The following is a 12,840-nucleotide window of genomic DNA, read 5'->3' as shown; positions in this document are numbered from 1 at the left end:
AGAGAAATCGTCCGGTACCCCCCGCGGACTGGAACGGAAGGCCATCGCCGCGTGAACGCATCTGTTTCCAAGGAATCCCTCGACGCGAGGGACCGCCCCGCCCGTCTCACCATCGGCGTCGTCGGCGCGGGACGGGTCGGCCCCGCCCTCGCCGCCTCGCTGCAGCTCGCCGGGCACCGCCCGGTCGCGGTGTCGGGCGTCTCCGACGCATCCGTGCGCCGGGCCGCCGCCCTGCTCCCCGACGTCCCCCTGGTCACGCCGGCCGAGGTCCTCGCGCGCGCCGAGCTCGTGCTGCTGACTGTCCCCGACGACGCGCTGCCCGGCCTGGTCGAAGGACTCGCGGAGACCGGCGCCGTGCGGCCCGGCCAGCTGATCGTCCACACGTCCGGGAGATACGGGACGAAGGTGCTCGACCCCGCACTGCGCGCGGGGGCGCTCCCGCTCGCCCTGCATCCGGCCATGACCTTCACCGGCAGCTCCGTCGACGTCCAGCGGCTGGCCGGCTGCTCCTTCGGGGTCACCGCCCCCGAGGAGCTCAGGCTCGCCGCCGAGGCGCTCGTCATCGAGATGGGCGGTGAGCCCGAATGGATCGCGGAGGAGTCCCGTCCGCTCTATCACGCGGCGCTCGCCCTCGGAGCGAACCACCTGGTCACCCTGGTCGCCCAGTCGATGGAGCTGCTGCAGAAGGCCGGAGTGTCCGCACCCGACCGGATGCTCGGCCCACTGCTCGGAGCCGCCCTCGACAACGCCCTGCGCTCCGGGGACGCCGCGCTGACCGGCCCCGTGGCCCGGGGCGACGCGGGCACGGTGGCCGCGCACATCGCCGAGCTGCGCAGGCACGCCCCGCAGGCGGTGGCCGGATATCTCGCGATGGCCCGCACCACGGCCGACCGGGCGCTGGCCCACGGTCTGCTCAAGCCGGAGTTCGCTGAGGACCTCCTCGATGTCCTGTCGGACAGCGCGAACACCACCACCGGTGTGAACGGCACGGACGAGACCGGGCCGGGGGAGGGACGATGAGCACCGCACCCGCCACGCTTCTGCGCACCGCCGCGGAACTGGACGCCCTGCACCGGCCGGCCGGTGCGCAGCGCGCCGTCGTCATGACGATGGGCGCGCTCCACGACGGCCACGCCACCCTGATCCGTACGGCACGGGCCGCCGCGGGACCCGGTGGACAGGTCGTCGTGACCGTGTTCGTCAACCCGCTCCAGTTCGGTGAGGCCGCCGATCTCGACCGCTACCCCCGCACCCTGGACGCCGACCTCGCCATGGCCGCGGCCGCCGGTGCGGACGCCGTCTTCGCGCCCTCCGTCGACGAGGTGTACCCGGGCGGTGACCCCCAGGTCCGGATCACCGCAGGCCCCATGGGCGAGCGCCTCGAGGGTGCCTCGCGCCCCGGGCACTTCGACGGCATGCTCACCGTCGTCGCCAAGCTCCTCCACCTCACGCGGCCCGACGCGGCGTTCTACGGGCAGAAGGACGCCCAGCAGCTGGCGCTCATCCGCCGCATGGTGCGCGACCTCAACTTCGGCGTCGACATCGTCGCCGTTCCCACGGTCCGCGACCCCGACGGCCTCGCGCTCTCCAGCCGCAACCGCTTCCTCTCCGCCGACGAACGCCGCACGGCGCTGGCCCTCCCCAGGGCCTTGTTCGCGGCCCGCGACCGGCTGGCCGCCCAGCAGGCGTTGCACGCCCGCGCACAGACCGTCCCCGAGCGGGAGGGCCGGGCCGCGGCGCTCACGAAGCTCGGAGAGGCCCGTGCGGCCGCCGACACCCAGGCCGTGGCGCTGGCCCGGCCGACGGTCGGACCGGCCGCGGTACGGGCAGCGGCCCAGACCGTCCTCGCCGAGGCGGCCGAGGACGCGGTGCCGCTCGAGCTGGACTACCTGGCGCTCGTGGACCCGGCCGACTTCACCGAGATCCCCGACGGCCGCGACAGCGGCGAGGCGATCCTCGCCGTCGCCGCACGGGTGGGTGCCACCCGTCTGATCGACAACATCCCGCTGACCCTCGGAGCCCTGACGTGACCGGAATACGGCTGACCGCCCCCGCCCCCGGCTGGGCCATCGACGCGGACGTCGTCGTGGTGGGCTCCGGCGTGGCCGGTCTCACCACCGCCCTACGCTGTGCCGCAGCCGGTCTCGCCACCGTCGTCGTCACCAAGGCCCGCCTCGACGACGGCTCCACCCGCTGGGCGCAGGGCGGCATCGCCGCGGCTCTCGGCGAGGGCGACACCCCCGAGCAGCACCTCGACGACACCCTGGTCGCCGGCGCGGGCCTGTGCGACGAGACCGCGGTGCGGACCCTGGTGACCGAGGGTCCCGACGCCGTACGCCGGCTGATCGAAACCGGCGCGCACTTCGACACCACCGACACCGGCGCCATCGCCCTGACCCGCGAGGGCGGCCACCACCGGCGCCGCATCGCGCACGCGGGTGGAGACGCCACGGGCGCCGAGATCTCCCGCGCCCTGGTCGAAGCGGTCCGCTCGGCAGCCCTGCACACCGTCGAGAACGCACTGGTCCTGGACCTGCTCACCGATGCCGAAGGCCGTACCGCCGGCGTCACCCTGCACGTCATGGGCGAGGGCCAGCACGACGGAGTCGGCGCGGTCCGCGCTCCTGCGGTGGTCCTCGCGACCGGCGGCATGGGCCAGGTCTTCTCGGCCACCACCAATCCGCCGGTCTCCACCGGCGACGGGGTGGCCCTCGCTCTGCGGGCCGGCGCGGAGGTTTCCGACCTGGAGTTCGTCCAATTCCACCCGACCGTCCTGTTTCTCGGCTCCGACTCCGAGGGCCAGCAGCCGCTGGTGTCGGAAGCGGTACGGGGTGAGGGCGCCCATCTCGTCGACGCCTCCGGCACGCGCTTCATGCTGGGGCAGCACGAGCTGGCGGAGCTGGCCCCGCGCGACATCGTCGCCAAGGCCATCACCCGCCAGATGCACCTCCTGGGCACCCAGCACATGTATCTCGACGCGCGTCACTTCGGTGCCGAGATGTGGGAGCACCGCTTCCCGACGATCCTGGCCGCCTGCAGGGCCCACGGCATCGACCCGGTGACGGAGCCGATCCCGGTGGCCCCGGCCGCGCACTACGCGTCGGGCGGCGTCCGCACCGACCTCCGGGGCCGTACGACGGTTCCCGGTCTGTACGCCTGCGGAGAGGTCGCCTGCACGGGAGTGCACGGCGCGAACCGGCTGGCGTCCAACTCCCTCCTGGAGGGCCTGGTCTTCGCCGAACGCATCGCGGCGGACATCGTGACGGACCGGACCGAGGACCGGACCGAGGACCGGACCGAGGACCGGACCGAGGACCGGACCGAGGACCGGACCCAGGACCGGACCCAGGACCCGGCCGAGGACCCGGCCCAGGCCGTGTCCGGTGCACAGGGCGAGGGCAGGGACCGGGATCAGGACCTGACGCAGCCGGCCGGGAACGGGGCAGCCGTCCCCGGCGCCCACCGGCCCGCGCCGGAGCCCGCCCCGCTGCTCACCGCCGAGTCCCGGACGGAGATCCAGCGGATCATGACGAGGGGCGCCGGAGTCATCCGCTCCGCCGACAGCCTCGCCCGCGCCGCCGAGGAGCTGGATTCCCTCCAGCGGACCGCGGCCACCGCGGCTGACACCGCAGCGACCGGCGCCAAGGACGCCGTACCCGGCGTCGAGGCGTGGGAGGCCACCAATCTGCTCCTGGTCTCACGGGTTCTGGTCGCTGCCGCCCGGGAGCGCGAGGAGACCCGCGGCTGCCACTGGCGCGAGGACCGGCCCGACCGGGACGACGCCGACTGGCGCCGTCACCTCGTCGTCCGGATCGCCCCGGACCGGCGGCTCGTCGTCCGTCGTACGGACAGCGCCGCATTCCCGCCCGTACGCCCCGAGGATTCAGCAGACTGAGCGGCGACAGCACGCCGCCGCCCGGATCGCGCAGCAACACCGAGCAGTACCCCGAACCACCCGCCGACGCCCCCGAGGAGCCGTAACCGTGAGCACGCCCGAAGAGAACCCGCGCCCGACACCCGTGGACGTACCGCTGATCCACATCGGCGCGCCCGCCGCGTCCGGGGGCGGCTGCGGCGACGGCTGCGGCTGCGACGACGGCTACGACCCGGACGGTCTGGAGTGCGGGCTCGACCCCGCTCTGGCCCAGTTGCTCGCCGACGCGGGCTTGGACCCCGTCCAGGTGGAGGACATCGCCCATGTCGCGATCGAGGAGGACCTCGACGGAGGGGTGGACGTCACGACCGTGGCGACCGTCTCCGAGGAGGCCGTGGCCACCGGTGACTTCACCGCCCGCGAGGCAGGCGTCGTCGCAGGTCTGCGCGTTGCCGAGGCCGTCCTGTCCATCGTCTGCACGGACGAGTTCGAGGTCGAGCGCCATGTCGAGGACGGCGACCGCGTCGCGCCCGGACAGAAGCTGCTCACCGTCACCACCCGCACCCGTGACCTGCTCACCGGCGAGCGCAGCGCGCTCAACCTGCTGTGCAGGCTCTCCGGGATCGCGACGGCGACCCGGGCCTGGGCCGATGTGCTCGAAGGTACGAAGACCAAGGTCCGCGACACCCGCAAGACGACTCCCGGACTCCGCGCCCTGGAGAAGTACGCGGTCCGCTGCGGCGGCGGCGTCAACCACCGCATGTCGCTCGTGGACGCGGCCCTCGTCAAGGACAACCACGTCATCGCGGCCGGCGGAGTCGCCGAGGCGTTCAAGCGGGTCAGGGAGGCGTTCCCCGAGCTCGCCATCGAGGTCGAGGTCGACACGCTGGAGCAGGTCACCGAGGTGCTTGACGCGGGTGCCGACCTGATCCTGCTGGACAACTTCACCCCGTCGGCGACCGCCGAGGCGGTTGCCCTCGTCGGCGGCCGTGCGGTGCTGGAGTCCTCGGGCCGGCTCGCCCTCGGCTCCGCCCGCGCCTACGCGGAGGCGGGCGTCGACTACCTGGCCGTCGGCGCGCTCACGCACTCCTCGCCGATCCTCGACATCGGCCTGGACTTCCGTGACACCGAGGTACCCACCGACGGGGCCGGCGCCTGATGCTGCTCACCATCGACGTCGGCAACTCCCACACGGTCCTCGGCCTCTTCGACGGCGAGGAGATCGTCGAGCACTGGCGGATCTCCACCGACGCCCGCCGCACCGCCGACGAGCTCGCCGTGCTGCTCCAGGGGCTGATGGGCATGCACCCGCTGCTCGGCGTGGAGCTGGGCGACGGGATCGAGGGCATCGCGATCTGCTCGACGGTGCCCGCCGTCCTGCACGAGCTGCGCGAGGTCACCCGCCGCTACTACGGCGATGTCCCCGCGGTCCTCGTGGAGCCGGGGGTCAAGACGGGTGTGCCCGTACTGACGGACAACCCGAAGGAGGTCGGCGCCGACCGCATCGTCAACGCCGTCGCCGCCGTCGAGCTCTACGGCGGTCCCGCGATCGTCGTCGACCTCGGTACGGCCACCACCTTCGACGCGGTGTCCGCCCGCGGTGAGTACACGGGCGGTGTGATCGCACCCGGTATCGAGATCTCGGTGGAGGCGCTCGGCGTCAAGGGCGCCCAGCTCCGCAAGATCGAGCTGGCCAGGCCGCGCAGCGTGATCGGGAAGAACACCGTCGAAGCGATGCAGTCCGGCATCGTGTACGGCTTCGCGGGCCAGATCGACGGCGTCGTCGAGCGCATGAAGAAGGAGCTGGCGACCGACCCCGACGACGTCACCGTCATCGCGACCGGCGGCCTTGCTCCGATGGTGTTGGGGGAGTCCTCGGTCATCGACGAGCACGAACCCTGGCTCACGCTCATCGGCCTCCGTCTCGTGTACGAGCGCAACATCGCCCGGATGTAGGGCGCGCCCGCGGTCACCTGCGGGAACGGCCCGGCGGCGGCGCGGAGGACGGCGCGCCGCCGGGCGGCCAGTTAAGCGGATTTTGTCCATTTAGCACGTATTGTCGCGTCATGCCCACGCCCTACGGATCACGCGGCGGCATGGCGTTCAGTGCGGACGAGCTGCGGGTGCTCCGACGTGCTCTCGCCCATGCCCTCCACCCCACGTCCCTGCCGGAAGACGATGTCCAGGACTGCCTGCGGCTCGCCGGCGCGGTGGACGAGGCGGTGAGCGAGGCAGGCAGACTGCGCGCGTTCCTCCTCGCCGATCTCGCCCGGTACCGCGACGCGCTCCCCGGCTCCCTCAGTGGCTACCTGGAGCTCCTGCAGGATGCCCTCGCCGCCGGCTACGACCCCCGTCCCGACGATCTGGCGGCCCTGCGCGCACTTCGTGCCGGACCGGTCGCGGCGGCGCTCCTGGAGCGCTGTCAGGTGCTTGCGGAACGCTCGGTGCGGGCCCGCCTCGCCGGACGTGCCGTGCCCGCGACGGCGCCCGCGCCGCGCAGCCGACTGCTCGCCCTGCCCGGCGGCCTCGCGGCGGCCAAGGAGCCCGAACGTCCCAAGGTCCCGGCCCGGCCCGCGACGCCGTCCCGCCCCGCGGCCCCCGGCGAGCGCCCCATGCCCAAGCCGTCCGAGGTCTTCCCGCCCCGGCGCCGCCCGGCGCCCGCACCCCCGCCCGAGGAACGCGCCGTGTCCTAAGGCCTCGCGCCGGCCCGCGGGGGCCGGCGCGATCCGAACGAAAGACCCTGGGGGTGCCCGGGAGAGACCGGAATGCCGGGCTCGCTACCCTGGGCGGCATGGACTACGTATCCGCGCTCGTGCCCCCCGTGGTGATGGCCGCCTTCTTCATCGGTCTTGTCGTGACGATCGTCAAAAGTCAGGGCGGTCCGAACAAGGCCAAGGAGGACGCGGCCGTGGATGCCGCGGCCGCCCGCGCCGAATCGCTGCAGCAGGCCCCGAGGGCCGACGGCGTCTGATCCGGACGGGCTGAGAAGGGCGTACGGCTCCTGAGGAGCTGTGCGCCCTTTTGCCGTCTCGATAAAATGGCCCATTCCAGACATCTAGCACTAAGGTGACGCTGTGCCTCGCCAATTGGGAGAGCTGGAAGACGCCGTGATGACACGGGTCTGGCAATGGAACCGTCCGGTCACCGTGCGGGAAGTTCTCGAGGACCTTCAGCAGGAGAGGTCCATCGCATACACGACCGTGATGACGGTAATGGACAATCTCCATCAGAAGGGCTGGGTGCGCCGAGAAGTCGATGGCCGGGCATATCGATATACGGCGGTCTCCACCCGCGCCGCGTACTCGGCCGCACTGATGAACGAAGCATGGTCCCTCAGCGACAACCCGGCCGCCGCTCTGGTCGCCTTCTTCGGCATGATGTCCGCCGAGCAGCGCGAGTCTCTCCAGGATGCGGTGCGCATGGTCTCGCCGGTCTTCCCCGAACCCTCCGCGGCCCCGCCCGATGACGCGGTCCCGGCCGATGAAGCACCGCCGGAGATCGGGCGATAGCGTCGGGGCATGTCCTCAGAGCTGCCGCAAACCGCGCCGCAAACCGAGCCGCATACAGATTTTCCTACCGACCCGTCGGTAGGGAAACTCGCCATCACCGTCCGCCGTGCCAGGACGAGCGATGTGGCATCCGTCCGCGGCCTGCTTGACGGATACGTCGCCGAAGGCATCCTGCTCGACAAAGCGACGGTCACGCTTTACGAGGACATCCAGGAGTTCTGGGTCGCCGAACGTGATGAGGACGCCCGCGTCATCGGCTGCGGTGCGCTGCACGTGATGTGGGAAGACCTCGCCGAAGTGCGTACTCTCGCCGTCGACCACGGCATCAAGGGCGCCGGAGTAGGTCACCAAGTTCTGGACAAGCTCTTGCAGACCGCACGCTGGCTCGGTGTGCGCAAGGTTTTCTGTCTCACCTTCGAAGTCGACTTCTTCGCGAAGCACGGCTTCACCGAGATCGGAGAGACGCCGGTCGACGGAGATGTCTACAGCGAGCTGCTGCGTTCCTATGACGAGGGTGTCGCCGAGTTCCTCGGTCTCGAACGAGTGAAGCCGAACACCTTGGGCAACAGTCGGATGCTTCTGCACCTGTGACCGGGACTAGACATCGGAACCCTATGTCCGAATCGCGCACGTTTCCCGTGTTCTTGTGCTACTGAACGTCTCCCAGGGGTTTGTGTTTTCCGGGGAAAAGCGGTTTCCTTTCCGCGTACTGCATTTTCGATGAAAGGAAATCCGGTGGCACAGAAGGTTCAGGTCCTTCTTGTTGATGACCTCGACGGTGGCGAGGCGGACGAGACCGTCACGTTCGCTCTTGATGGCAAGACGTACGAGATCGACCTCACGACGAGCAACGCGGACAAGCTCCGTGGTCTTCTTGAGCCCTACGCCCGGAGTGGCCGTCGCACGGGTGGTCGCGCAGCGACCGGCCGCGGCAAGGGCCGCGCCGTTACGGGTGGCAACAAGGACACCGCGGAGATCCGTAAGTGGGCCCGCGAGAACGGCCACAATGTGAATGACCGCGGCCGCGTTCCCGCCGAGATCCGCGAGGCTTACGAGAAGGCCAACGGCTGACCTGTCGGCCGATGGGTCAACAAGTGCGTCCGGGCCTGCGTGAGCCGGACCCGGTGGCATTCCGTCGCTGCCGCGTCCACCAGTCGTACGAGATCGGGAGCATCCCCACCCCTGCTCCCGAGGCCGGCCAGAGCCGGGAGCCGCGGCTCCACCTCCTGGCGCGGTTCGGGGGGCCGCAGCCAGAACGCGGCCCCCGGCGAGCCCCCCGCCCCACCGGGCGGCGCAGGGGCGTCGATGTGTCCGCCCGTTCCGATGGCGGCCAGGTCGAGAGCGATACCGCTCCACTCCAGCCAGTCGAGCAGCCCCGGCAACTCGTCCGCGGTCCCGGTGGCCACCAGCACCCGCATCCGCCGGCCGGCCAGCGCCACGGGGCCGGTGCGCCCCACCCGGCGCAGTGCCGCGTGACCCGCCGCGGCAGGCAGCTCCAGCACGTCGAAGCGCAGCCCGGTCAGCAACCGCACGGGTGCCGTTCCCTCCGTGGCCCAGTCGAGCTCCGTCGCGTACCACCGTGCGCAGGCGTCGGCCTCGGGCGACGAGCGGGGAGGCGGGACGATGGGAGCCATGACCGATGAACCGCCGAACCGCGTCCGGGGTTACGCACAGTTCATGATCGACTGCTCTTCGTGTCCGTGATGGGGGCGTACGGGAGCATTCGGCAGCGTGAAGTTGTTCGCCCGTAGCGGAGGGAACGGGGGTGCGCCGCATGGACTGTCAGTGAGTGCGGGTAAGACATCCCTAGTGAGAAGGGGCGACACGCAGGCAAAAACGTCTCACGTTCGCCATCGGCGTACTGGCGAAAGGGCTATCTGCCTGGCCTGCGGGAACATCGTCTCGCACCATCGGGTTGGAGCAGTTGTCGGCGTTCGGGGCAGGAGGCCATCGACGGGTGTCGGCAGTTGAAATGAGCGGTCCCCGCTTGCGGGACTAAGCTGCGGAAGGACAGGGAGGGGACCTACCCCTAACTGCCTGACCGCTCTGAGGAGCGATTAACGATGTTCGAGAGGTTCACCGACCGCGCGCGGCGGGTTGTCGTCCTGGCTCAGGAAGAAGCCCGGATGCTCAACCACAACTACATCGGCACCGAGCACATCCTCCTGGGCCTGATCCACGAGGGTGAGGGTGTCGCCGCTAAGGCCCTGGAGAGCCTCGGGATTTCGCTCGAGGCGGTCCGCCAGCAGGTGGAGGAGATCATCGGTCAGGGCCAGCAGGCCCCGTCCGGGCACATCCCCTTCACGCCCCGGGCGAAGAAGGTCCTGGAGCTCTCGCTCCGTGAGGCCCTCCAGCTCGGCCACAACTACATCGGCACCGAGCACATCCTGCTCGGCCTGATCCGTGAGGGCGAGGGCGTCGCAGCCCAGGTCCTCGTGAAGCTGGGCGCCGACCTGAACCGGGTGCGGCAGCAGGTCATCCAGCTGCTCTCCGGGTACTCGGGAGGCAAGGAGGCGGCCACTGCAGGCGGCCCCGCGGAGGGCACGCCCTCCACGTCCCTGGTGCTCGACCAGTTCGGCCGGAACCTCACCCAGGCCGCTCGTGAGTCCAAGCTCGACCCGGTCATCGGGCGCGAGAAGGAGATCGAGCGGGTCATGCAGGTGCTGTCCCGCCGGACCAAGAACAACCCGGTCCTCATCGGCGAGCCCGGCGTCGGCAAGACGGCGGTCGTCGAGGGCCTGGCGCAGGCCATCGTCAAGGGCGAGGTGCCCGAGACCCTCAAGGACAAGCACCTCTACACCCTCGACCTCGGTGCGCTGGTCGCAGGCTCCCGCTACCGCGGTGACTTCGAGGAGCGCCTGAAGAAGGTCCTCAAGGAGATCCGCACCCGCGGCGACATCATCCTGTTCATCGACGAGCTCCACACCCTGGTGGGTGCGGGCGCCGCCGAGGGCGCGATCGACGCGGCGAGCATCCTCAAGCCCATGCTGGCGCGAGGCGAGCTCCAGACCATCGGTGCGACCACGCTCGACGAGTACCGCAAGCACCTGGAGAAGGACGCCGCGCTCGAGCGCCGCTTCCAGCCCATCCAGGTCGCGGAGCCGTCGCTGCCGCACACCATCGAGATCCTCAAGGGTCTGCGCGACCGTTACGAGGCCCACCACAGGGTCTCCATCACGGACGAGGCGCTGGTGCAGGCCGCCACCCTGGCCGACCGCTACATCTCGGACCGCTTCCTGCCGGACAAGGCGATCGACCTGATCGACGAGGCCGGTTCCCGGATGCGCATCCGCCGGATGACCGCGCCGCCGGACCTCCGCGAGTTCGACGAGAAGATCGCGGGCGTGCGCCGCGACAAGGAGTCGGCGATCGACTCCCAGGACTTCGAGAAGGCAGCGTCCCTCCGGGACAAGGAGAAGCAACTGCTGGCGGCGAAGGCCAAGCGGGAGAAGGAGTGGAAGGCCGGCGACATGGACGTCGTCGCCGAGGTCGACGGCGAGCTCATCGCCGAAGTCCTGGCCACCGCCACCGGTATCCCGGTCTTCAAGCTGACGGAGGAGGAGTCCTCGCGTCTGCTGCGCATGGAGGACGAGCTCCACAAGCGCGTCATCGGCCAGAAGGACGCCATCAAGGCCCTCTCGCAGGCGATCCGCCGTACGCGAGCAGGTCTGAAGGACCCGAAGCGCCCCGGTGGCTCGTTCATCTTCGCCGGCCCGTCCGGTGTCGGTAAGACCGAGCTCTCCAAGACGCTCGCCGAATTCCTCTTCGGTGACGAGGACGCGCTGATCTCCCTCGACATGTCGGAGTTCAGCGAGAAGCACACGGTTTCCCGCCTCTTCGGTTCGCCCCCCGGTTACGTGGGTTACGAGGAGGGCGGCCAGCTCACCGAGAAGGTGCGCCGCAAGCCGTTCTCCGTCGTTCTCTTCGACGAGGTCGAGAAGGCCCACCCCGATATCTTCAATTCCCTGCTCCAGATTCTGGAAGACGGTCGTCTGACCGACTCCCAGGGCCGGGTCGTGGACTTCAAGAACACGGTCATCATCATGACGACCAACCTCGGGACCCGGGACATCTCCAAGGGCTTCAACCTGGGCTTCGCCGCCCAGGGCGACGTGAAGACGAACTACGAGCGGATGAAGGTCAAGGTCAACGAAGAGCTCAAGCAGCACTTCCGGCCCGAGTTCCTCAACCGTGTCGATGACACGGTCGTCTTCCACCAGCTGACCGAGGAGGACATCATCCAGATCGTCGATCTCATGATCGACAAGGTGGATGAGCGCCTCAAGGACCGCGACATGGGCCTCGAGCTCAGCCCGAACGCCAAGTCGCTGCTGGCGAAGAAGGGCTACGACCCCGTGATGGGCGCCCGGCCGCTGCGCCGGACGATCCAGCGCGAGATCGAGGACATCCTCTCCGAGAAGATCCTCTTCGGAGAGCTGCGCCCCGGTCACATCGTGGTCGTGGACACCGAGGGTGAGGGGGACGAGAAGAAGTTCTCGTTCCGTGGCGAGGAGAAGTCGGCACTGCCCGACGTCCCGCCGATCGAGCAGGCGGCCGGTGGCGCCGGCCCGAACCTGACGAAGGAAGCGTAAGGGCGCGTAGCGCCTGAGCACGTAGAAGGGGCTGCCCCGGACCGGTCAACGGTCCGGGGCAGCCCCTTTCTGCGTGTGGCCACGTGGCCGGGCGGCTGGGTTCGGCGGGCGGTACACGTGTCGGGCCCACTTGTGCGGGCGTGAGTCGGGCCCCGGGGCCCTGGGGCCTTGGGGTGCGCCGGACCAGGTGGGGCTCCGCCCCCGGGCCCACGTACGCCTGCCCACCGGAGGGCCATGACCGCCCCGGGCCGAGGGGCAGTGGGTGCCCCCGTCCTTTGAGCCCGGCGGCCGGGCACGCGGGTGCAGGGTGGCCGTTCCCCGCACGATGGGCGGCCGGGCACCGCGGGCCCGGAGGTGGCAGGGCCGTGGGTGATGGGCCGCCGTTCCCACGTGCCGGGCACGGCTCCCGGGGTACTGAGTGGCCCTTTCCCAGGCGGCGGGGGCGGACCGCGGGTGTTTCCACGTGTCGGGCGCCGCTCCCGGGCTACTGGGCGGCTCCCCCCACATGGCGGGCGGCCGTCCCCGGGGCTGGACGGCAGGAGTGGGCGTCGGTGGCTTTCCCGGGGCCGGGGCTGGGGCGCGCGGGTACCGGGTGGCCCTTCCCCGGGCAGCGGGGGCCGGGACGCGCGGGTAGCGGGTAGCCCCTTTCCCGCGTGTCGGGGGGCCGGCTTCGGGTGCTGAGCGTCGTTCCCCGCGCAGTGGGCGCCCGGTTCCACGGTTCCTGGCCCTGAAACGCGGCTGGGACCCCTCAAAAGTGCCTCGCCATACCCCGCCGCGAAGGTCCCAAAACGGAAGGCCGAAGGTCCCACCGGCGGTGACAAGGCGCACAGCCGATTTGGGCCTACTAGGAGCGGTAGGAGCAAAG

Annotated in this window: 12 protein-coding genes; 11 read left to right on the top strand and 1 reads right to left on the bottom strand. The window is 70.6% G+C overall.

Going from position 1 to position 12,840, the window contains the following annotated elements; translation table 11 throughout:
* The first annotated feature begins 51 nt into the window (after positions 1–51).
* The 10 genes from ACFW9O_RS05410 (at position 52) to ACFW9O_RS05365 (ending at position 8,454) form a co-directional block, all read left to right on the top strand.
* The gene (locus ACFW9O_RS05410; protein ID WP_384605340.1) at positions 52–1,020 is read left to right on the top strand and encodes a Rossmann-like and DUF2520 domain-containing protein; all 969 of its coding nucleotides are present in this window, start codon (positions 52–54) and stop codon (positions 1,018–1,020) included.
* Entirely contained in the window at positions 1,017–2,030 is a 1,014-nt protein-coding gene (gene panC, locus ACFW9O_RS05405; protein ID WP_384605337.1) for a pantoate--beta-alanine ligase, read from the top strand. The genes ACFW9O_RS05410 and panC overlap by 4 nt, the downstream gene beginning before the upstream one ends.
* Entirely contained in the window at positions 2,027–3,895 is a 1,869-nt protein-coding gene (locus tag ACFW9O_RS05400; RefSeq protein ID WP_384605335.1) for an L-aspartate oxidase, read from the top strand. The genes panC and ACFW9O_RS05400 overlap by 4 nt, the downstream gene beginning before the upstream one ends.
* Positions 3,896–3,983: 88 nt before the next feature.
* Positions 3,984–5,033, top strand: a complete 1,050-nt coding sequence (nadC, locus tag ACFW9O_RS05395; RefSeq protein WP_351165819.1) for a carboxylating nicotinate-nucleotide diphosphorylase — start codon at positions 3,984–3,986, stop codon at positions 5,031–5,033.
* Positions 5,033–5,830 (top strand): type III pantothenate kinase, encoded by a 798-nt coding sequence (locus ACFW9O_RS05390; RefSeq protein WP_384605333.1) that lies wholly within the window; start codon positions 5,033–5,035, stop codon positions 5,828–5,830. Before nadC ends, ACFW9O_RS05390 begins: the two co-directional genes overlap by 1 nt.
* Before the next feature lie 140 nt (positions 5,831–5,970).
* A complete protein-coding gene (locus ACFW9O_RS05385; RefSeq protein WP_351165835.1) occupies positions 5,971–6,567 on the top strand; it encodes a hypothetical protein in 597 nt (198 codons plus the stop codon).
* A 98-nt stretch (positions 6,568–6,665) separates the two neighbouring features.
* A complete protein-coding gene (locus ACFW9O_RS05380; RefSeq protein WP_351178236.1) occupies positions 6,666–6,845 on the top strand; it encodes a hypothetical protein in 180 nt (59 codons plus the stop codon).
* 103 nt (positions 6,846–6,948) lie between these two features.
* The gene (locus ACFW9O_RS05375; protein WP_351178239.1) at positions 6,949–7,383 is read left to right on the top strand and encodes a BlaI/MecI/CopY family transcriptional regulator; all 435 of its coding nucleotides are present in this window, start codon (positions 6,949–6,951) and stop codon (positions 7,381–7,383) included.
* Between the two features lie 9 nt (positions 7,384–7,392).
* Positions 7,393–7,974, top strand: coding sequence for an amino-acid N-acetyltransferase (locus ACFW9O_RS05370; RefSeq protein WP_384605331.1), 582 nt, complete (start codon positions 7,393–7,395; stop codon positions 7,972–7,974).
* 144 nt (positions 7,975–8,118) lie between these two features.
* Positions 8,119–8,454 carry an Lsr2 family protein gene (locus ACFW9O_RS05365; RefSeq protein ID WP_351178245.1) on the top strand — a complete coding sequence of 112 codons (336 nt, stop codon included), beginning with the start codon at positions 8,119–8,121 and terminating at the stop codon, positions 8,452–8,454.
* Here ACFW9O_RS05365 and ACFW9O_RS05360 read toward each other — a convergent pair.
* Positions 8,433–9,017: an SCO3374 family protein gene (locus tag ACFW9O_RS05360; RefSeq protein WP_384605328.1), complete on the bottom strand. Its 585-nt coding sequence runs from the start codon at positions 9,015–9,017 to the stop codon at positions 8,433–8,435. The genes ACFW9O_RS05365 and ACFW9O_RS05360 overlap by 22 nt on opposite strands.
* A gap of 429 nt (positions 9,018–9,446) precedes the next feature.
* Between ACFW9O_RS05360 and ACFW9O_RS05355 the strand changes: the two genes are divergently transcribed.
* Positions 9,447–11,975, top strand: a complete 2,529-nt coding sequence (locus ACFW9O_RS05355) for an ATP-dependent Clp protease ATP-binding subunit (protein ID WP_351178251.1) — start codon at positions 9,447–9,449, stop codon at positions 11,973–11,975.
* The last annotated feature ends 865 nt before the right edge of the window (positions 11,976–12,840 follow it).

This window comes from Streptomyces sp. NPDC059499 (assembly GCF_042749285.1).
GTDB lineage: Bacteria > Actinomycetota > Actinomycetes > Streptomycetales > Streptomycetaceae > Streptomyces.
The sequence above is the reverse complement of the archived record's forward strand: the minus strand, read 5'-3'. Positions and strand labels throughout refer to the sequence as shown.